Origin of the sequence: Allomesorhizobium camelthorni, assembly GCF_011045125.1 — a bacterium.
In the GTDB taxonomy this organism is placed as follows: Bacteria; Pseudomonadota; Alphaproteobacteria; order Rhizobiales; family Rhizobiaceae; genus Allomesorhizobium; species Allomesorhizobium camelthorni.
Window position 1 is genome coordinate 105,669 of the sequence record NZ_JAAKZF010000004.1, and the last position, 18,456, is coordinate 124,124.

General features: G+C 65.2%; 15 protein-coding genes. 1 reads left to right on the forward strand and 14 read right to left on the reverse strand.

Annotation, left to right across the window (positions count from 1 at the left end):
- Positions 1 to 60: 60 nt before the first annotated feature.
- The 5 genes from ilvD to G6N73_RS36735 all read right to left on the reverse strand — a co-directional run bounded on the left by ilvD (position 61) and on the right by G6N73_RS36735 (position 9,928).
- The gene (gene ilvD, locus G6N73_RS05790) at positions 61 to 1,899 is read right to left on the reverse strand and encodes a dihydroxy-acid dehydratase (RefSeq protein ID WP_165024630.1); all 1,839 of its coding nucleotides are present in this window, start codon (positions 1,897 to 1,899) and stop codon (positions 61 to 63) included.
- A gap of 716 nt (positions 1,900 to 2,615) precedes the next feature.
- Complete coding sequence (locus G6N73_RS05795; protein WP_165024865.1) at positions 2,616 to 3,491, reverse strand: transglutaminase family protein; 876 nt, start codon at positions 3,489 to 3,491, stop codon at positions 2,616 to 2,618.
- A 29-nt stretch (positions 3,492 to 3,520) separates the two neighbouring features.
- Positions 3,521 to 5,932 carry a circularly permuted type 2 ATP-grasp protein gene (locus G6N73_RS05800; protein WP_165024631.1) on the reverse strand — a complete coding sequence of 804 codons (2,412 nt, stop codon included), beginning with the start codon at positions 5,930 to 5,932 and terminating at the stop codon, positions 3,521 to 3,523.
- Positions 5,933 to 5,938: 6 nt separating this feature from the next.
- Positions 5,939 to 9,289: a transglutaminase family protein gene (locus tag G6N73_RS05805; RefSeq protein ID WP_165024633.1), complete on the reverse strand. Its 3,351-nt coding sequence runs from the start codon at positions 9,287 to 9,289 to the stop codon at positions 5,939 to 5,941.
- Between the two features lie 117 nt (positions 9,290 to 9,406).
- Positions 9,407 to 9,928, reverse strand: coding sequence for a hypothetical protein (locus tag G6N73_RS36735; protein ID WP_246251683.1), 522 nt, complete (start codon positions 9,926 to 9,928; stop codon positions 9,407 to 9,409).
- A 204-nt stretch (positions 9,929 to 10,132) separates the two neighbouring features.
- Here G6N73_RS36735 and G6N73_RS05815 point away from each other — a divergent pair, with 204 nt between their 5' ends.
- Complete coding sequence (locus tag G6N73_RS05815) at positions 10,133 to 10,471, forward strand: hypothetical protein (protein ID WP_165024635.1); 339 nt, start codon at positions 10,133 to 10,135, stop codon at positions 10,469 to 10,471.
- Between the two features lie 6 nt (positions 10,472 to 10,477).
- Here G6N73_RS05815 and G6N73_RS05820 read toward each other — a convergent pair whose 3' ends face one another.
- The 9 genes from G6N73_RS05820 to ehuC form a co-directional block, all read right to left on the reverse strand.
- Positions 10,478 to 10,876: a (R)-mandelonitrile lyase gene (locus tag G6N73_RS05820; protein WP_165024636.1), complete on the reverse strand. Its 399-nt coding sequence runs from the start codon at positions 10,874 to 10,876 to the stop codon at positions 10,478 to 10,480.
- A 142-nt stretch (positions 10,877 to 11,018) separates the two neighbouring features.
- Positions 11,019 to 11,243 (reverse strand): hypothetical protein, encoded by a 225-nt coding sequence (locus G6N73_RS05825; protein WP_165024638.1) that lies wholly within the window; start codon positions 11,241 to 11,243, stop codon positions 11,019 to 11,021.
- A 404-nt stretch (positions 11,244 to 11,647) separates the two neighbouring features.
- On the reverse strand, positions 11,648 to 12,646 hold the full coding sequence (gene doeB, locus G6N73_RS05830; protein ID WP_425484051.1) for a N(2)-acetyl-L-2,4-diaminobutanoate deacetylase DoeB: 999 nt from the start codon (positions 12,644 to 12,646) through the stop codon (positions 11,648 to 11,650).
- A gap of 9 nt (positions 12,647 to 12,655) precedes the next feature.
- Positions 12,656 to 13,837, reverse strand: a complete 1,182-nt coding sequence (gene doeA, locus G6N73_RS05835) for an ectoine hydrolase DoeA (protein WP_165024641.1) — start codon at positions 13,835 to 13,837, stop codon at positions 12,656 to 12,658.
- 40 nt (positions 13,838 to 13,877) lie between these two features.
- Positions 13,878 to 14,870, reverse strand: a complete 993-nt coding sequence (gene eutC, locus G6N73_RS05840; RefSeq protein WP_165024643.1) for an ectoine utilization protein EutC — start codon at positions 14,868 to 14,870, stop codon at positions 13,878 to 13,880.
- A gap of 217 nt (positions 14,871 to 15,087) precedes the next feature.
- Positions 15,088 to 16,068, reverse strand: a complete 981-nt coding sequence (eutB, locus tag G6N73_RS05845) for a hydroxyectoine utilization dehydratase EutB (protein ID WP_165024646.1) — start codon at positions 16,066 to 16,068, stop codon at positions 15,088 to 15,090.
- Between the two features lie 7 nt (positions 16,069 to 16,075).
- Positions 16,076 to 16,855 (reverse strand): ectoine utilization protein EutA, encoded by a 780-nt coding sequence (gene eutA / locus G6N73_RS05850; protein ID WP_165024648.1) that lies wholly within the window; start codon positions 16,853 to 16,855, stop codon positions 16,076 to 16,078.
- Between the two features lie 183 nt (positions 16,856 to 17,038).
- The gene (gene ehuD, locus G6N73_RS05855) at positions 17,039 to 17,698 is read right to left on the reverse strand and encodes an ectoine/hydroxyectoine ABC transporter permease subunit EhuD (RefSeq protein ID WP_165024651.1); all 660 of its coding nucleotides are present in this window, start codon (positions 17,696 to 17,698) and stop codon (positions 17,039 to 17,041) included.
- Positions 17,698 to 18,357 (reverse strand): ectoine/hydroxyectoine ABC transporter permease subunit EhuC, encoded by a 660-nt coding sequence (gene ehuC / locus G6N73_RS05860; RefSeq protein WP_165024653.1) that lies wholly within the window; start codon positions 18,355 to 18,357, stop codon positions 17,698 to 17,700. The genes ehuD and ehuC overlap by 1 nt, the downstream gene beginning before the upstream one ends.
- Positions 18,358 to 18,456 lie beyond the last annotated feature (99 nt).

Below are 18,456 nucleotides of genomic sequence, written 5' to 3' on the forward strand. Positions count from 1 at the left end.
AGACCGTGCGCACCGTTGCTCCTTGGGACAGATCGCCGTTCTTTGTGGCGCAGGCTTGGCTCAGCCCTCGCCGAGGTCGCGCACCGCGCCGCGCGAGGCGCTGGTGGCGAAGGCGGCATAGGCCTTCAGCGCCGTCGTCACCTTGCGCTTGCGCTGCTCGACTGGCTTCCAGCCGGCGGCATCCTGCTCGGCGCGGCGGGCGGTGAGCGTCGCCTCGTCCACGGCAAGATGGATGGTGCGGTTCGGAATGTCGATCTCGATCCGGTCGCCCTCGCGCACCAGGCCGATCGTTCCGCCCTCGGCGGCTTCCGGCGAGACATGGCCGATCGAAAGACCGGACGTGCCGCCCGAAAAGCGTCCGTCGGTGATCAGCGCGCAGGCCTTGCCCAGCCCCTTCGACTTCAGATAGCTGGTCGGATAGAGCATTTCCTGCATGCCGGGGCCGCCGCGCGGTCCCTCATAGCGGATGACCAGAACGTCGCCTTCCCTGATATGGCCGGACAGGATCGACTTCACCGTCGCGTCCTGGCTCTCGAACACCCGCGCCGGGCCGGCGAATTTCAGGATGCTCTCGTCGACGCCGGCGGTCTTCACGATGCAGCCGTCGAGCGCAAGATTGCCGCTGAGCACCGCAAGCCCGCCGTCCTTGGAAAAGGCGTGCTCGACATTGCGGATCGCGCCTTTTTCGCGGTCGAGATCGAGCTCGTCCCAGCGCCGCTCCTGGCTGAAGGCGACCTGCGTCGGCACGCCGCCGGGCGCGGCCATGAAGAATTTGCGCACGCTTTCGCTGTTGGTGCGCGAGATGTCCCAACGGTCGAGCGCGTCGCCCATGGTCGCCGTATGCACGGTCGGCAGATCGCGGTTGATGAGGCCCGCTTCGTCGAGCTGACCGAGGATCGCCATGATGCCCCCGGCGCGGTGCACGTCTTCCATGTGCACATCGGCCTTGGCGGGCGCCACCTTGCACAGGACGGGCACGCGGCGCGACAGCCGGTCGATGTCTTCAAGGTCGAAATCGATCTCGCCCTCGTGCGCCGCGGCGAGGATGTGTAGCACGGTGTTGGTCGAGCCGCCCATGGCGATGTCGAGCGTCATGGCGTTCTCGAACGCGCCCTTCGACGCGATGGTGCGCGGCAGCGCCGTCTCGTCGTCCTGCTCGTAATAGCGCTGGGCGAGATCGACTATAAGGTGGCCGGCCTCGACGAACAGCCGTTTGCGGTCGGCGTGGGTGGCGAGCGTCGATCCATTGCCGGGCAGAGACAGGCCGAGCGCCTCGGTCAGGCAGTTCATCGAATTGGCGGTGAACATGCCCGAGCAGGAGCCGCAGGTCGGGCAGGCGGAACGCTCGATGGTCTTGACATCCTCGTCGGAGACCCGGTCGTCGGCGGCCGCGACCATGGCGTCGACGAGGTCGAGCGCCTGCGTCTTGCCGGCGAGCACCACCTTGCCGGCTTCCATAGGGCCGCCGGAGACGAAGACGGTCGGGATGTTGAGGCGCAGCGAGGCCATCAGCATGCCGGGCGTGATCTTGTCGCAATTGGAGATGCAGACCATGGCGTCGGCGCAATGCGCGTTGACCATGTATTCGACGGAGTCGGCGATGATCTCGCGCGACGGCAGCGAATAGAGCATGCCGTCATGGCCCATGGCGATGCCGTCGTCGACGGCGATGGTGTTGAATTCCTTGGCCACGCCGCCCGCCTTCTCGATCTCGCGCGCGACAAGCTGGCCGAGATCCTTCAGATGCACATGGCCCGGAACGAACTGGGTGAAGGAATTGACCACGGCGATGATCGGCTTGCCGAAATCCGAATCCTTCATGCCGGTGGCGCGCCACAGGCCGCGCGCGCCGGCCATGTTGCGGCCATGGGTGGTGGTGCGGGAGCGATAGGGCGGCATCGGCATGGTTCCTGGGTCGGCTTGCTTTATGTGTGGGCGCGGGGGCTTACCCGCAACCGTTCCCCTGCTGATAGCGAAAAGCGGCGGTCGCGTCACCCGTAATGTGTGTCAGCCCGCGCGCTTCATCATCGCCACGCCCGCTCTCGCGTCTGGCTGTTGAGGTGGTCGGGAAGACGGGCGGGCAGGAAAGCGCCGCACGAATTCGTATAAAGAACAGGCACTCCCATGCCCGCCCGTCCGGTGTCTGTCGCCCCGTCGGCCGATCACACGCCGTCTCCATGCTGCCCCGCGGATTTGCACACGGACGTTTCATGGTCGCACGCACGGATACTCCGCAAACCCGCCGTCCAGGCATTTGCGCCTGCCGCAGGAACGCCGGCCCGTCGGACGCCCTCAGGCCCGTGGGAACCGAATCCACGGGGAGAGGTCACCGCCGCCCTACCGATTCCCGGTCCGGAACCGGTTCCCGCAAGGGCGATGGACGAATTATGCGCGAGGGGCAGGATGTGTGAACAAATCCGGTGCGAAGATTCTTCTCGCCGGCTGTTATGCCATTGATCCGCAATGGTTCTTTTTGCGAATGGGCCGAAATGAGGGTGGATTCTATCCACGTTTGAGGTCGCAGCGCGCCCTCCACCGCCTTCGGCGGTCGGCCCCCTCCACCATGCTTCGCATGGTCGCCCTCCCCCGTAAACGGGGGAGGATAAGTGCCCCCTTCACCCCACCGGCACGACGTCCACCGACTGTTCCCCCACCTGACCGCCCGTCATCTTCAGGCGGCCGACGATCGGCGCTACGTCGGAATAGTCGCGGCCGTGGCCGACGGTGATATGATCGTTGCCGGCGCGCATGGCGTTGGTGGGGTCGAATTCCTGCCAGCCCATCTCGCGACCGCACCAGACTTTTACCCAGGCGTGCATGGCGTCGGCGCCTTCGAGCCGCTCCTTGCCGGCCGGCGGAATGGTGCGTAGGAAGCCGCTGACATAGCCGGCCGGGATGCCTAAGCCGCGCAGGCCGGCGATCATCACGTGCGAGAAATCCTGGCAGACGCCGCGCTTCAGCCTGAACGCATCGGCCGCATGGGTTGCCACGGTGGTCGCCTCATTGTCATAGGCGAATTCGTCGTGCAGGCGGTGGCAGAGATGGTTGGCGACGGCGAGCACGGAGCCCGACGCGAGGCTTTCCGCCGCATAGGCGGTGATCGCAGGGTCGATGCCGGCATGGTCGCTGGAGGCGAGGAAATGATGCGGCGCGTCCGGCGCCAGCGACAGCACCTGCCGGATTTCTTCGCCGAGCGCCGGCACGGTCGGCGAGACGTCGAGGCCGGGTTCCGGCCGTTTGACGGCGATACGCGCGCTCATCTTCACGTCGAGCGTTTCATGCGCGTCGCGGTAGGCGATCGCAGCGACATGGTTCCGGAAGAAATCGCTGAAATCCGACCGTTCCGCCGGCTCGGGCGAAAAGGACAGGCTGGCGGCAATCACCCGCTGCACGCCGGGTATGGTCTGCGGCATGACGCGAATCTGGTGTCTGCCGCCGCCGGCCCAGGATTCGTAGTCGTAGTGGAGAGTGAGGCGGATGTCGTAGTGCATCAGGGGCGGCACGCTTGCTTCATTGTCGTTTAACCGAAATACGTCCTGGCCAGCGTCTCGTAGAGCCCGCCGATGTCCCATGCCAGCGTGTCGAGCGAATCAGGCGTCATCTCCGCCGGCTCCCGGATCGCCAGCGTCGTGTGCAGCTTGAGGATTTCCTTCGCGGCGGGCGAGAGATGCCCGGCGACGCCCCTGCCCGGCAACAGATCGATCTCGGCCTTCAGCCGTTCAAGCTGAAACAGCACCGAGCGCGGGTTGAGCGGGTCGAGCGCGAGCAGGTCGACGACGGTGCGCCGGCCTGAGCGTACGTTGTACTGACGGCGGTGGGTCATGACGCTGTCGCCGATCTCCAGCATCATGTCGAGCGATCCGTCCGGCGCGTCGTCCCGGGTCAGACGTGCGAGGGTGCGGGCGATCTGGATGGCGCGTTCCAGCCGCCGGCCGATTTCGAGGAACCGCCAGCCGGTGAAGCGGTACATGTTCTCGTGCAGCAAGCCTGAAAATCCCGCAAGCTTGCGCAGCAGGACCGTCATCGCCCGTGTCGCATCGTCGCCGGGCGCAACCGTCGCGGCGAACTGGTGCACGGTCTTCGACAGGTCGCGCAAAGCCAGCCAGCCATCCGGCGAGAAGCGGTCGCGGACCTGCCCGGCGCTGTAGACGGCGCTGTCGATATTGGCGATGAGCCCGGCCGGAACGGCGGCCTCGACGTCGATGCCGAACGGTTCGAGATAGTCGCGGATGCCGACAAGCAGCGGCAGGTCGGGATCGGAGGTCTCGGCAAGCCGCACGTGATAGGCGCGCAGCACCCGCACCATATCTTCCGAGCGTTCGATATAGCGGCCGAGCCAGGTCAGGTTTTCGGCGGCGCGGCTGGGCAGGCTGCCTGGGATGCTGCGCACGAAGCCGTCGCGCTCGGCCGGCAGCAGCGTGTCGCGCTCGACAGGCCTGCTGCTCACCACCCAGACGTCGGCGGCCTGGCCGCCGCGCTGCATGGCGATCGCCTTTGCGTCCAGCGTGTCGCCGACGCGGGCGAAGCCGCCGGGCATCACCACCCAGCCCTCGGCCGTGCGCGCCAGATGGACACGCAAAGTGGCAGGGCGCGGCTCCAGCCGGCCGTCGGCGAAGACCGGCGTGGTCGACAGCGTCACCGCTTCCTGCCCGACAAAATCGCCGCCATTTGCTGACAACTTCGCCAGCAGTTGCTGCTTCGCGTCCGGGTCGAGCGAAGCGCCGAGCACCGTGGCGTTGTCGTCCTCGAAGGCCAGCCGCGTCGACAGCGCTGGGCCGATCATCATGCGGTCGAGATTTTCCGTCACGTGCCGGCGTTCCTGGTCCTGGCCACACCACCATGTCGCAATGCTCGGCAACAACAGGCTCTCGCTGCGCAGCGCCTTGGAAATGCCCGGCAAAAACGCCAGGAGCGCGCGGGTCTCGACGATCCCCAAGCCGAGCGCGTTGACCATAGCCACCGAGCCATGCCGCACCGCCTCGGTGAGGCCCGGCGTGCCGATTCGCGAATCCGGGTTGAGTTCGAGCGGGTCGGCGAAAGCCGCATCGAGACGCCGCCACAGCACGCTGACCGGCTTCAGCCCGGACACTGTGCGCACCATCAGCCGGCCGCCGGAGACGGTCAGGTCCTCGCCTTCGAGCAGCATGATGCCGAGATAGCGGGCGATGTAGGCGTGCTCGAAATAGGTCTCGTTGAGCGGCCCGGGCGTGAGGATCGCGGCGCGGCCGTCCCGATCGGCGACCATTCCGATCAGCGCGTCGCGGAAGCGGCGGAAGAAGCCGGCAAGCCGATGCACGTGCATGTCGCCATAGATGTCGGACAGCGCCCGCGTCGTGGCGACCCGGTTTTCCAGCGCGAAACCCGCGCCCGAAGGCGCTTGCGTCCGGTCGCCCAACACCCACCACTGGCCGCCGGGACCGCGCCCGAGTTCGAACGCGCAGACATGCAGGAAATGGCCGCCGGCCGGCTTCACACCGGCTACGGGCCGCAGATATTCCGGGTTCGATGCGACGAGGCCGGGCGGCAGCAGGCCCTCTGCGACCAGCCTGTTGTCGCCGTAGATGTCGGCGACGATGGCTTCAAGGAGGTCGGCGCGCTGGATCAGCCCGGCGCTGATGCCGGCCCATTCGTCCTCGCCGATGAGGAGCGGAATATGGGCGAGCGGCCATTCGCGCTCCTTCGCTCCCACCTTGTCGTAGAAGCGGTAATAGACGCCGGCGTCTCGCAGATACTGGTCGGCGCGGGCAAAGCGCTGCGCAAGCTGCTCGGGGCCAAGATCCTCGAGCGCGGCGATGAAATCACGCCAGACCGGCCGCGGATTGCCGGCTTCATCGACCATCTCGTCGGCGACGCCGGCGACCGGCCGGTAGCCCTCCAGCAAAATGCCGGGGCCCGGCCCTGCCCTCTCGCGCTTCTGATTCCCCTCAGCCATCGCCAATCACAATCTCGGCGGCCGCCTGAGGTCAAGCGTCAGCGGAAACTCATCCGACGGTTCTTCGGGCCGGATCTCGAAAGTTGAGGGCGTGTGGCCGCGCGGCTCGAAGCGGGCCAGCCGCCGCGCCTCGGCCTCGTTGGCGTTGACCGGAAAAGTCTCGTAGTTGCGCCCGCCGGGATGGGCGACATGATAGACGCAGCCGCCGACCGAGCGCCCCGACCAGCGGTCGTAAATGTCGAAGGTGAGCGGCGTATTGACCGGCAGCGCCGGATGCATGCCGGACGCCGGCTGCCACGCCTTGTAGCGCACGCCGCCAACCGCGATCTCGCGATTGTCTGTTACTTTCATAGGCACGACGCGGCCGTTGCAGAGGATGGCATGGCGCTCGGGATTGAGGCCTTCGGTCTTCACCTGCAGCCGCTCGACGGAGGAATCGACGAAGCGCACGGTGCCGCCGATGGCGCCTTGCTCGCCCATCACATGCCACGGCTCCAGCGCCTGCCGAAGCTCGAGCTTCACGCCGGAGTATTGAACCTCGCCGCAGAACGGGAAGCGGAATTCGAGCTGCGCGTCGAACCACTCCGGGCGGAAGGCAAAGCCGTGCTGCGCGAGATCGTCGAGCACGTCGAGGAAGTCGCGCCAGACATAGTGCGGCAGCATGAAGCGGTCGTGCAGCGCCGTGCCCCAGCGGGTGAAGCGGCCGTCCAGCGGTTTCGCCCACAGCCGCGCTATGATGGCGCGGACCAGCAATTGCTGGGCGAGGTTCATGCGCGCATTGGGCGGCATCTCGAAGCCGCGGAACTCGACCAGACCCAGCCTCCCGGTCGGGCCGTCCGGCGAGAACAGCTTGTCGATGCATATCTCGGAACGGTGCGTGTTGCCGGTGACGTCGGTCAGAATATTGCGGAACAGGCGGTCGACCAGCCAGGGCAGCGGCGGATTGTTTTGGTCGGGATGCGGCACCTGCGCCAGTGCGATCTCCAGTTCGTAGAGGCTGTCATGGCGCGCCTCGTCGAAGCGCGGCGCCTGGCTGGTCGGGCCGATGAACAGGCCGGAAAACAGGTAGGACAGCGCCGGATGGCGCTGCCAATGCAGGACCAGGCTTTTCAGGAGGTCGGGCCGGCGCAAAAACGGGCTGTCGTTCGGCGTCGCGCCGCCGACCACCACATGATTGCCTCCGCCGGTGCCGGTATGGCGGCCGTCGATCATGAATTTTTCCGCGCCGAGCCGGGTCTGGCGCGCTTCATCGTAGATTGCGGTGGTCGTCGCCACGCAATCCCGCCAGCTCGAGGCCGGATGGATGTTGACCTCGATGACGCCGGGATCGGGCGCAACGCGGATGACGTTGAGCCGCGGATCGTGGGGCGGACCGTAGCCTTCGATGTGGACCGGCAGGCCGGTCTTCTTCGCCGCGTTCTCGGCCGCCGCGATCAGGTCGAGATAGTCCTCCAGCGCCTCGGTGGGCGGCATGAAAACGCAGAGCCGTCCGTCGCGCGGCTCGACGCTGATTGCGGTGCGGACCGCTCCGCCGATCTCGCCGAGCTCCTGCTCGACCCTGTTCTGCTGGCCGGTGACGGCGGTGAAGGACGCCGCTGCCTGGCGGCGCGCCATCTCGTCGGCGCTAGCGGCTTCCGCGGGAGACGGGGCGGCTTCGCGCGGCGGCAGCGGGCCACGCGGCACCGAAGGATCGACCGGCACGATGAATGGGAACTGCGACGGCGGCACATAGGGCAGCGTGCCGAGCGGCAGGCGGTAGCCGACGGGAGAATCGCCCGGCACGAGAAAAAGCCGGCCGCGCCGCGTCTCCCACTTTTCCGAGCGCCAGCGATGGCCGGCGGCTTCGGCGTTCCAGCGCTGCACCGGCAGCACGTAGCCGGAAGGCTGCGTCAGTCCGCGCTCGAAGACGCGCACCATGCGGCTGCGCTCCTCCGGATCGTTCAGCTTCGAGTTGGACGGATCGACGTTCTCCGGCAGCTTGCCTTCCTTGAGCAGCCATTCGGCCGGGTCCTCATAGGCCTCGGCAACCATGTCAGTATCGATGCCAAGCTCGCCAGCGATCGCGGTGAGCAGCGTTTCGGCGTGCTGCGGCGTCGTCTTGCCGTCCGCCTTTTCCGTGGCGATCAGCGACGGATCGCTCCACACCGACTCGCCGTCGGTGCGCCAAAACAGCGAAAAGGTCCAGCGCGGCAGGGATTCGCCGGGATACCATTTGCCCTGCCCGTAGTGGAGGAACCCGCCCGGCGCGAATTTTTCACGCAGGCGGCGGATCAGGAGATCGGCCTTTTCACGCTTGGTCGGCCCGACCGCCGCGGTGTTCCATTCCTCGGATTCGAAATCGTCGATCGAAACGAAAGTCGGCTCGCCGCCCATGGTGAGCCGTACGTCCTGTTTTTCGAGCACGGCGTCGACATCTTCGCCGAGCGCGTCCAGCGCCTGCCAGGAAGCGTCGGAAAACGGCTTGGTGATGCGCGGGTGCTCTGCGACGCGATCGACCCGCATGTCGAACTTGAAATCGACGTTGGCGAAGCTCGCCATGCCCGAAATGGGCGCTGCGTTGCGGAAATGCGGCGTCGCGGCCAGCGGCACATGGCTTTCGCCGGTCAGCAGCCCCGATGTCGGGTCGAGCCCGATCCATCCCGCGCCCGGAATATAGACCTCGCACCAGGCATGCAGGTCGGTGAAGTCGTGCGCCGCGCCGGCGGGACCATCGAGTGCGACCAGATCGGGCTTGAGCTGGATCAGATAGCCGGAGACGAAGCGCGCGGCGATGCCGAGATTCCTGAGCACCTGGACCAGCAGCCAACTCGAATCGCGGCACGAGCCCTTCGCCAGCGCGAGTGTTTCTTCCGGCGTCTGCACGCCGGTTTCGAGGCGCACGATGTAGCCGATCTCGCGCTGAATCCGTGCATTGAGCGCGACGATGAAATTCACCGTATTCGTCTCGGATCGGTCGATCGTCTTCAGGAAGGCTGTAAGCAAGGGGCCAGCCGACTCGGGCGTGCAGTAGATCGCTAGATCGTGGCGAATGTCTTCCGGATATTCGAACGGAAACGCCTCCGCCGATGGTTCGACGAAGAAGTCGAACGGGTTGTAGACGGTCATGTCGGCGACGAGATCGACCTCGATCTTCAACTCGGTCACCGGCTCCGGGAAGACGAAGCGCGCCAGGAAATTGCCGTAGGGATCCTGCTGCAGATTGGCGAAATGCTCGGCCGGGCCGACCTTCAGCGAATGGCTGAGCACCTTGGTGCGGGAATGCGGCGCCGGCCGCAGGCGGATCGTTTGAGGCCCGAGAATAACCGGCCGGTCATAGACATAATGGGTCAGGTGATAGACGGCTGCGAGAATTGCCATATGCGCCGGGGCCTTTCGTCGGAAGGCCACCTTTCCACACTTCGTCTCGGGCCGCCAAGAACTTATTGCACTGCGAAATGGGATTGATTGGGCGGCCGGTGCGATGCGAAAGGCCTGCTACTTGTCCTTCTCCGGTTTGTGGCCATCGCCTTTTCCGCCCTTTTTCTCTGCCTGCTTGGCCCTTTCCTCGGCCTGGCGGCGAAGCACCTCGTCGGTGCCGATGATCGTCGTCTTGGTGGCGATGGTGGTCGAAGTCACCGAAACCGGGTCGCTGGCAGGGAACGTGTCTTCCAGTCCTTCCTCGAGTTGCTCTTCGAGGGTTTCCCGGTCTTCCGCGCGGCCCTCTGTCTTTCGCCCCATTTCCTCGGCATGCCGCTTGCGTTCCTCGGTCTTCTGGCGGAGCACCTCGTCGGTGCCAACGATCTTCTTGGCCTTGTCGGCGCCGACGACCTTCTTCGTCTTGTTGGCGATGGTGGTCGACACCACGGACACCGGGTCGCTGGCAGGAAAGGTATCCTCCAGCCCCTCCTTCAACTGTTCCTCCAAAGTGGCGCGGTCTTCAGCCCGGCCTTCGGTCCGGCGCGGCTTGTCCTCGTCGTCGTGGGCCTCGCCTGTTCGGTGTTTGCGCACGTCAGGCATGACTTTGCTCCATCCCTTGGCATGATCGCGAAGATTCTCGTACGAGATCATGCCGACTGCTCAACATGTTAGAGCTATTTCCATCCCGTTTCTGGGGAATGGTGGAGCTCCGATGTTCCCGGAAACGAAAGTCCGCCGATAACGTTCCGCTTTGCCGCGTTCGGTGCAACAATAGTCGGGGGCGCAATTCGGCTGGTGAGTGTGATGGCTTCAGGATTTCGTTACGTGGTGATCATGCTTGCGGCGATGCCGGCATCGGCCTGCTCGTCGCTTCCAGCCGCGATCGAGGCCGAAGTGGTGCGGGCGACCCTCTATGACGACATACCCTGCGGGACGCTGAAGGCCGAGCGCGCTGCACTGGTCAGGCAATATGGCGATCCCGAAAAGCAACCCGACAAGAGGCAGCCGGGCGACCCGATAACCCCGACCGGATTAAGCGTCGTCACACCCGATTTCCGCTCGGCGGCGGAAAAGGAGCGCGGCCTCGCCTGGGGCAAGATCGTGGCCATGAATTCGTCGATCACGCGGCGGTGCAGCGAATAGGTCGGGTCAGGCCGCCGAATACTGCTCGTCGGTGACGTGTTCGAGCCAATCCACTGAGACGCCGTCCAGCGCCTCCTGCATGGCGATATGTGTCATCGAATTGGCCGGTGCGGCGCCATGCCAGTGTTTTTCGCCCGGCGAGAACCAGACCGTGTCGCCGGCGCGGATTTCCAGGACCGGCGCGCCCCAGCTCTGCACCTTGCCGAAGCCCGAGACGATATAGAGCGTCTGGCCGAGCGGGTGCGTATGCCAGGCCGTGCGGGCGCCCGGCTCGAAGCTCACCACCAAAGCCCGGATGCGCGCCGGCGCCTCGGCTTCGACGATCGGTTCCTGCCACACCGTCCCGGTGAACCATTTGTCCGGCGCCCGGCGCGACGGCAACGAACCGCAGGGTGTGATTTTCATGGCTTTCTCCATAGGCGGGCGCTTTGCGCGTCAACATAGAGCGGCTGTGGCCGGGAGGGAAATGCTGATCGTTGGAATGCGGCGGGATGCCCCTCCCTTCCCCTTGCACAAGGAGAGAAGGAAGAATGCCGCATGGACTCATTCAATGAAGCTCGTCGATTGGCTCTTTCTGGCTGACGATCTGGCCGGCCTTGTCGACGATGGGCTCGACGCTGTTGCTGCGCTGGCCCGGCTCCACGTCGCCCGAAATCTCGGGATCCTGCACTTCGGAGACGCGGCTGCGCGTGGTCGAGTCGCGGTCGTCGCGACGTTTTACCGGCTCGCCGTCCGGCGGCGCCGGAAGCTTTTTCCTGGGTCTGTCGGCCATGGCTTACCCTTTCCAACGGATCGATCGAAAAACGCCGGGCGGATGGATCGGTTGCACGATTCAGGCGTTTCCCGCCCCTCAGGCAGGGCGATTGCAATATGAGCTTGATGGACTATGGGCTTCAACGCCGTCATTAACTCTGAGCGTGCTGCGCATCTGCACCAGGCAAGCGCGCATTGGTTGGTGCCGTGCTCGTCATTCCGGGGCCGCGCAGCGGAACCCGGAATCCAGCACGCTGGTCCTCGTCCAGTTGTCCGAAAGCGTCCGATCTCGTTCCGATCGCATCGGATGCCTCTCGTTCCTTCAGTGCCGACGCTCTGGATTCCGGGTTCCGCTGCGCGGCCCCGGAATGACGAGCACGGCACCAACCAATCCACGCTTGCCTCGGTGCAGATGATATAGCGCTACTCCACCACCGCAAGCACAGCGGCGCAATCGCCGGCCTTGACCAGACCCGGAAAATGCCGGGCAGCGAGCACACCGGACATCTTTGCGTGGATTTCCTGCGGCGCCCCGCCCGTATGTCCGACCGGGTGGATGCGCGCAACGACCTGGCCCGCCTCCACACTCTCACCGAGATCGATCATGGTCTCGATCAGCCCATCATCCTCGGCGAAAGAGAAGCAATCGCCGGACGGCATGTCGAGCCAACGCGTCGGCTGCGTCTCGACGGCGCCCGCGACGATGCCGGCGTGGCGCAGCACGTTGAGCGTGCCACGCCGGGCGACCCGCACGGTTTCGGCGCGCGAGGTGCCGCCGCCGCCGAGTTCGGTGGTAACGAACACCTTGCCCATCTCCTCGGCGGCCGTGTCGTACATGCCGACGGTGTCGATCTCGATCATCCGCATAGAATAGGGCGCGGAGAACGCCGCGACTGCGGCGAACGCCTTCCGCTCCTGCTCTTTGTCGGGCAGCACATGGGCCGCGCAGAACGGCAGGAAGTCGAGCGTTTTCCCGCCCGAATGGAAGTCGAGCACGATGTCGGCCCGAGGCAAAAGATGCCGCTGGAAATAGTCGGCGATCTTTTCCGTCACCGTGCCGTCCGGGCGGCCTGGAAAACTGCGGTTCATATTGCCATTGTCGATCGGCGAAGTGCGCGTGCCGGCTCGGAAGGCCGGATAGTTCATCGCCGGCACGATGATGACCGTGCCTGTGACATCATTCGGGTCGAGCGTCCGCGCCAGATCGTAGAGCGCCAGAGGCCCCTCATACTCGTCGCCATGGTTGCCGCCGGTGAGCAGCGCCGTCGGTCCCTCGCCGTTGCGGATCACGCAGACGGGGATCATCACCGATCCCCACGCGGAATCGTCGCGGCTGTAGGGCAGCCGGAGGAAGCCATGCTGCACGCCGTCCGCGTCGAAATCGACAGTCGGGGTTATGGGCGAAGGCCGAAGATTTGGCATCGGCATGGCTCAGTTCTTCACGAAAAGCTGGCGCGGGACATTGGCGAGACACTCGACGCCGGTCTCGGTGATGACGATGCTCTCGGTGATTTCCAGACCCATAGTTTCCAGCCACAGCCCGGTCATGAAATGGAAGGTCATGCCGGGCTTCAGCTCGGTGCGGTCGCCGGGGCGCAGGCTCATTGTACGCTCGCCCCAATCCGGCGGATAGGAAAGACCGATCGGGTAGCCGGTACGGTTGTCCTTGACGATGCCGTATTTTTTCAGGACCGCGAAGAAGGCGTTGGCGATGTCCTCGCAGGCATTGCCGGGCTTGGCCGCCGCCAGTCCCGCTTCCATGCCCTCCAGCGTCGCCTTCTCGGCGTCAAGGAACTCCTGCGTTGGCTTGCCGAGGAAGACCGTGCGCGAGAGCGGGCAGTGATAGCGGTTGTAGCAGCCGGCGATCTCGAAGAAGGTGCCCTCCCCGCTCTTCATCGGCCGGTCGTCCCAGGTCAGGTGCGGCGCGGAGGCGTCGGCGCCGGAGGGCAGCAACGGCACGATCGCCGGATAGTCGCCGCCGATGCCGTCGACGCCGCGCGTGCCGGCGTCGTAGATCTCAGCGACGAGATCGCATTTGCGCATGCCGACCTCGATCTTGTCGACGATGCGCTGATGCATGGATTCGACGATACGCGCGGCCTTGCGCATGTAGTCGAGTTCGGTCGGGCTCTTCACCGCGCGCTGCCAGTTGACCAGCGCCGTCGTGTCGACAAACCGTGCATTGGGCAGATGTTTGGTGAGCGAGGCGAAGGCGGCGGCCGAGAAATAATAGTTGTCCATCTCGACGCCGATTTTTTTCGACCCCCAACCCCGATCCGTCAGTACCTGGGACAGGTAGTCCATCGGGTGGCGCTCGGTCGATTGGACGTAGTGGTCAGCGTAGCCGATGATGTTGTTGTGGTCGAGATAGGCCGTGCGCTTTGCGCCGTTGGCGTCCTGCCCGCGGCCGAACCAGACCGGCTCGCCATCCGGCGGCACGATCACCGCCTGGTGGACATAGAACGACCAGCCGTCATAGCCGGTCAGCCAGGCCATGTTGGAAGGGTCGGTGACGATCAGGAGATCGACGCCCTTGGTGTCCATCGCCTTCCTCGTCTTGGCGAGGCGATCCGCATATTCGCCGCGCCAAAACTTCAAATCGGGTCCGCTCATTTTCTTGGTTTCCTCGTTTATTGGGCCTTCTGGCCGGGTATCAGCTTTCAAAAATCGTGCCCGCATGCGCCGCCAGCGCGCGGTTGCGTGCCAGCGTTGCGATCGCCGTATCCTGCACGCCGGTGCCGGTCAGGTCGGCGAGCGTGATCTGGCTGGGTGAGCTCCGTCCGGCGCGCTGTCCGGCGACGACCTGCCCGAGTTCGGCAAACTCCGCCTCGGCCGCGACCAGCCCCGCCTTGATGGCGTGGTGCAATTCGCCGAGCCGCCTTGTCTGCCTGAGGCTGTCGGCGACGTAGAGGCCGGCCGTCGCCACCAGCGCCGGCTCGATCTCGTTCTTGTGCTCGGCGTCGGAGCCCATCGCAGTGATATGCTGGCCGGGCGAGAGCCATTCGGCTTTCAGGATCGGCGTCTCCGACGGGGTCGTGGTGACGATGACGTCGGCGCCCGCAACAGCTTTTTGCGGGTCGCTTTCGGCTCGCACGATTATCCCCAGCCGCTCGCGCAGCGCGGCTGCCGCTGCCTCGGCCTTGACCATGTCGCGCGCCCAGATCCGGGCCTCGCGGATAGGCCGGACGAGCGTGAGCGCCTCGAGTTGCAGGCCGGCCTGGACGCCTGCCCCGAAGATCGCGGTCACGCTCGCATCCTCGCGCGACAGATGCTTCGCCGCCACTGCGCCGGCGGCGGCCGTGCGCACGTCAGTCAGATAGCCATTGTCGAGCAGCAGCGCCTCGACCAGACCGGTGCGCGACGAAAGCAGCACCATCATGCCGTTGACGCTCGGCAGGCCGAGCTTTGGATTGTCGAAGAAGCCGGGGCTGATTTTTATCGCGAAGCCGTCAATACCGGGCACATAGGCTGTCTTGACGTCGACCTCGCCGCGATGCTCGGGAATGTCGAGCCTGAGGATCGGCGGCATCGCTACAGGCAGCGTCGCCAAAGCGCGAAAGGCGTTCTCGACGCAAGCGACCGCGTCGAGGTCCAGCCACACGATCCCGCGCAGATCGGTTTCGGTGAGGATGGTCATCTTTGGCATGGAGTATCTTTCTGTGGCTCGTCCGATGCGCAGATTCTTCTGCACCGACCCCCCTCTGGCCTGCCGGCCATCTCCCCCTCAAGGGGGGAGATTGGCAGCTTCATCCTTGGCGCGAGCCATTGATCGCTGGCGATTTGCGAAAGCCGCGCCAACAGCCGATCTCCCCCCTTGAGGGGGAGATGGCCGGCAGGCCAGAGGGGGGTCGGTGCCGACTGAATCACGCCGCCCACTCCCCACAAATGATTTTCCGATGCAGCGCCATGTCTATGTTGCGGCCGGACATCAGGATCACGACCGGTCCTTCGGCAACGATTTTGCCCGCGAGCAGCGCGGCGATGCCGACAGCGCCCGCCCCTTCGACGATCTCGCGTTCCTCGGCATAGGCATGGACGATGCCGGCGGCGATTTCTTCTTCCGAGACGAGCACGATCCCGTCGAGAAGGTCGCGGATCATCGAAAATGTCAGGCGGTTTTCGAGGCCGATGCCGCCGCCGAGCGAATCCGCCAACGTCGGCATCTCGTCGACCAGCACGGGTTTGCCGGCCGCGAGGCTGGCCTGCATGGCCGCGCCACGCTCCATAGAGACGCCGATCACTTTCATGGTCGGCTTGAGCCCATTGATGGCAGCGGCGACGCCGGCTGCGAGCCCCCCGCCCGAAACCGGCGTCACCACCGTCGCGGCGTCCGGCACATCGTCGAGCATTTCCAGCCCGACGGTGCCCTGACCCGCGATAACCGCCGCATGGTCGAAGGGCGGCACCATTGTGAGCCCTTCTTCCGCAACCAGCCGGTCGACCTCCTCCTGCGCATCGTCCTGGGATTTCCCGACGATGCGGATGTCGGCGCCGAGCCGGCGGATTTCCGAAACCTTGTTTTCCGGCACCAGGCGCGACATGCAGATCACCGCGCGCAGGCCTTCGAGCCTGGCAGCATGCGCCAGCGCCCGCCCGTGATTGCCGGTCGAGGCGGCGACCACGCCCCGGCGTTTCTCGTCGGCGGCAAGCGAGGCGATGGCATTGGACGCGCCGCGCAGCTTGAAGCTGCCGGTGGTCTGGCGATGTTCCAGCTTCAGATGAACCGGCACGCCCAACCGCTCGGAAAGATTCGGTGAAAGCACGGTCGGCGTGCGTACGATCTTTCCGGCGATGCGCTCGCGCGCCGCCTGAATGTCGGAGAGGGTGACGGTTGAATTGGTCATGACGAAATCAGCCTCGCGCCATCGGCATGGTCATCAGCCGACCGAATTCTGGCCGCGGCGTGTCGTCCCCGCAGAGGCGAAGACATGACCAGGCGCTCGCCAGATTGCTGGATACGAGCGGCCGGCCGGTCGCCTGTTCAATCTCGGCAGCGGCAAGGGCGGCGCGCACCGCCGTGCAGGAAATGAACAGCGCATCGGCATCAGCGGCAATGGCGTCGCGGGCAAGCTCGACGAGCGCTGCCGGCGAAATCCGGGCCATGTCGCGGTCGTCGTCGAGGCCCAGGCAAGTGAAACTCGCAATGTCGAAGTCGTGGCCGGCGAAATAATCCACCATCGGCCGGCTGGTCTCGACGGTGTAGGGCGTGAGAACGCTTATCCGCTTCGCGCCGAGCGCCCGCAAGCCGTGCACGCCGGCGAGCGGCGGCGTCACCACGGGCACGCCCGGCTTTGCCGCCTGGATCGCCGCCTCGATCTCGGCATCGCCGATGACCACCGAGGCCGAGGTGCAAGAATAGCAGATCACGTCCAGTTCCTCGCCGGGCAGGATGAGCACTGCGGCCTCGGTCAGCGACGGCTGCATGGCGCGCAGATTGTCCGGCGTCACCGGATTGGCGAAGGGAATGCGCGCGACATAGACGCCGATATCCGGCCCCGCCACCATGCGCTGGAAATCGGGCTCGGTCGTATGGTCCGTTGCAAGGATGATCAGCCCGACGCGCTTCTTCAGCGGCCGCGCGTCGAGGGCGGGCTTTATCGCACTAACCCGTATGTCGATCTGCGCAGTCATGATCTGGTCCTACGCTTGGCCAGAATATCCCCACCCCTAACCCCTCCCCACAAGGGGGATCTCTGCGGCAATGCTTCCGACCATTCAGCGGATGAGCGGCGTGCCAGAAAACGTTCCCCTCCCCCTTGAGGGGAGGGGTTAGGGGTGGGGGTATTTTCCATGGAAAATGACATCGACCGCATTCTACCGCTCGATCCGGCCGTACCGTGCTTCAAGCCAGCGCAGCGCGATCACCGAGAACAGGCTGATGACGAGGAAGAACGCGCCGACCAGCGTGATCGGCTCGATGTAGCGGTAGCTCGAATTGGCGACGCTTTTCGCCTGGTTCATCAGTTCGAGCACGGTGATGGCCGAAAGCAACGGCGTTTCCTTGAACATGGCGATGAAATAGTTGGCCAGCGCCGGAATCATCGGCGGCAGCGCCTGCGGCAGGATAATGCGCGTCCATGTCTGGGTCGAACTGAGATTGCAGGCTTTCGCCGCCTCCCACTGCCCGCGCGGCACGTTCTCGATGCCGGCGCGGTACACTTCCGCCGTATAAGTGCCGTAGTGCAGGCCGAGGCCGATCACGCCCGCCACCAGCGGCGAGAGCAGGATGCCGATGTCGGGCAGCACAAAGAAGATGAAATAGAGCTGAACCAGAAGCGGCGTGCCGCGGATGAATTCTGCGAGGAAGCCGACCGTGCGCGACAAAAGCCGGTTCGGCGAACGCCGCGCAAGCGCGATGCCCAGCCCGACGATTGCCGCCAGGACCGATCCGAGCAGAGTGGCGAGGATGGTGATCTTCACGCCGTCGACGAGCGTCGGGAAAATCTCGCGAACGAAGTTCCAGTCCCATTCCATCAGACGCGCACTCCGTCGAGGCCGCGCGCCATGCGGCGCTCAAGTCCGCGCACGCCCCATGAGATGACGCAGGCCATGGCGAAATAGAGGACCAGGATGGTGGTGAACGGCACCAGCGTGTTTCCGGTCTGGGCGCGCACCACCTGCGCCTGGAACGTCATGTCCGTCAGCGAAATCAGCGACACCACGGCGGTCGCCTTCAAGAGCTCGATCGCATTGTTGCCGAAAGTCGGAAGCATCACCAGGAGCGCCTGCGGCAGGATGATGTGGCGCATGCATTGCCAGCGGCCGAGATTGAGCGCGGTGCAGGCCTCGTACTGCTCGCGGCCGACCGACTTGATCGCGCCGCGCACCACTTCAGCGCCATAGGCGCCGACATTGAGCCCCAGCGCCAGGATGCCGGCCTGCAGCGGCGTCAGCGAGATGCCGAAGAAGGGCAGCACGAAATAGGCCCAGAAAAGCTGCACGAAGATCGAGGTGCCGCGGAAGAATTCGATATAGGCGGTCGCCAGCGCACGCACCGCGAAGAAGCGCGACAGCCGGCCAAGCCCTGCCAGGAACGCCATGACCAGCGCCAGCGCCGATCCCATAAGCGTGAGCTGGATGGTGACCAGCGCGCCGTCGAGGATCAGTCCTATGTAGCCGGACCAGTTAATCATGAAGCGATTCAATCGTTTCCTGAATTAAGGTGAGCGCTGCCCCTCACCTGCCTGCCGGCATCCTCTCCCCCGTAAGAACAGGGAGAGGAGAGACGGCCG

Bases quoted from the DNA above. Each gene is read 5' to 3' on its own strand.
- G6N73_RS05820 (WP_165024636.1), bottom strand. From the start codon at position 10,876: ATGAAAATCACACCCTGCGGTTCGTTGCCGTCGCGCCGGGCGCCGGAC.
- doeA (WP_165024641.1), bottom strand. From the start codon at position 13,837: ATGAGCGGACCCGATTTGAAGTTTTGGCGCGGCGAATATGCGGATCGC.
- G6N73_RS36735 (WP_246251683.1), bottom strand. From the start codon at position 9,928: ATGCCTGACGTGCGCAAACACCGAACAGGCGAGGCCCACGACGACGAG.
- ilvD (WP_165024630.1), bottom strand. From the start codon at position 1,899: ATGCCGCCCTATCGCTCCCGCACCACCACCCATGGCCGCAACATGGCC.
- doeB (WP_425484051.1), bottom strand. From the start codon at position 12,646: ATGCCAAATCTTCGGCCTTCGCCCATAACCCCGACTGTCGATTTCGAC.
- ehuC (WP_165024653.1), bottom strand. From the start codon at position 18,357: ATGATTAACTGGTCCGGCTACATAGGACTGATCCTCGACGGCGCGCTG.
- eutB (WP_165024646.1), bottom strand. From the start codon at position 16,068: ATGACCAATTCAACCGTCACCCTCTCCGACATTCAGGCGGCGCGCGAG.
- G6N73_RS05795 (WP_165024865.1), bottom strand. From the start codon at position 3,491: ATGCACTACGACATCCGCCTCACTCTCCACTACGACTACGAATCCTGG.
- eutC (WP_165024643.1), bottom strand. From the start codon at position 14,870: ATGCCAAAGATGACCATCCTCACCGAAACCGATCTGCGCGGGATCGTG.
- G6N73_RS05815 (WP_165024635.1), top strand. From the start codon at position 10,133: ATGGCTTCAGGATTTCGTTACGTGGTGATCATGCTTGCGGCGATGCCG.
- G6N73_RS05800 (WP_165024631.1), bottom strand. From the start codon at position 5,932: ATGGCTGAGGGGAATCAGAAGCGCGAGAGGGCAGGGCCGGGCCCCGGC.
- G6N73_RS05805 (WP_165024633.1), bottom strand. From the start codon at position 9,289: ATGGCAATTCTCGCAGCCGTCTATCACCTGACCCATTATGTCTATGAC.
- eutA (WP_165024648.1), bottom strand. From the start codon at position 16,855: ATGACTGCGCAGATCGACATACGGGTTAGTGCGATAAAGCCCGCCCTC.
- G6N73_RS05825 (WP_165024638.1), bottom strand. From the start codon at position 11,243: ATGGCCGACAGACCCAGGAAAAAGCTTCCGGCGCCGCCGGACGGCGAG.
- ehuD (WP_165024651.1), bottom strand. From the start codon at position 17,698: ATGGAATGGGACTGGAACTTCGTTCGCGAGATTTTCCCGACGCTCGTC.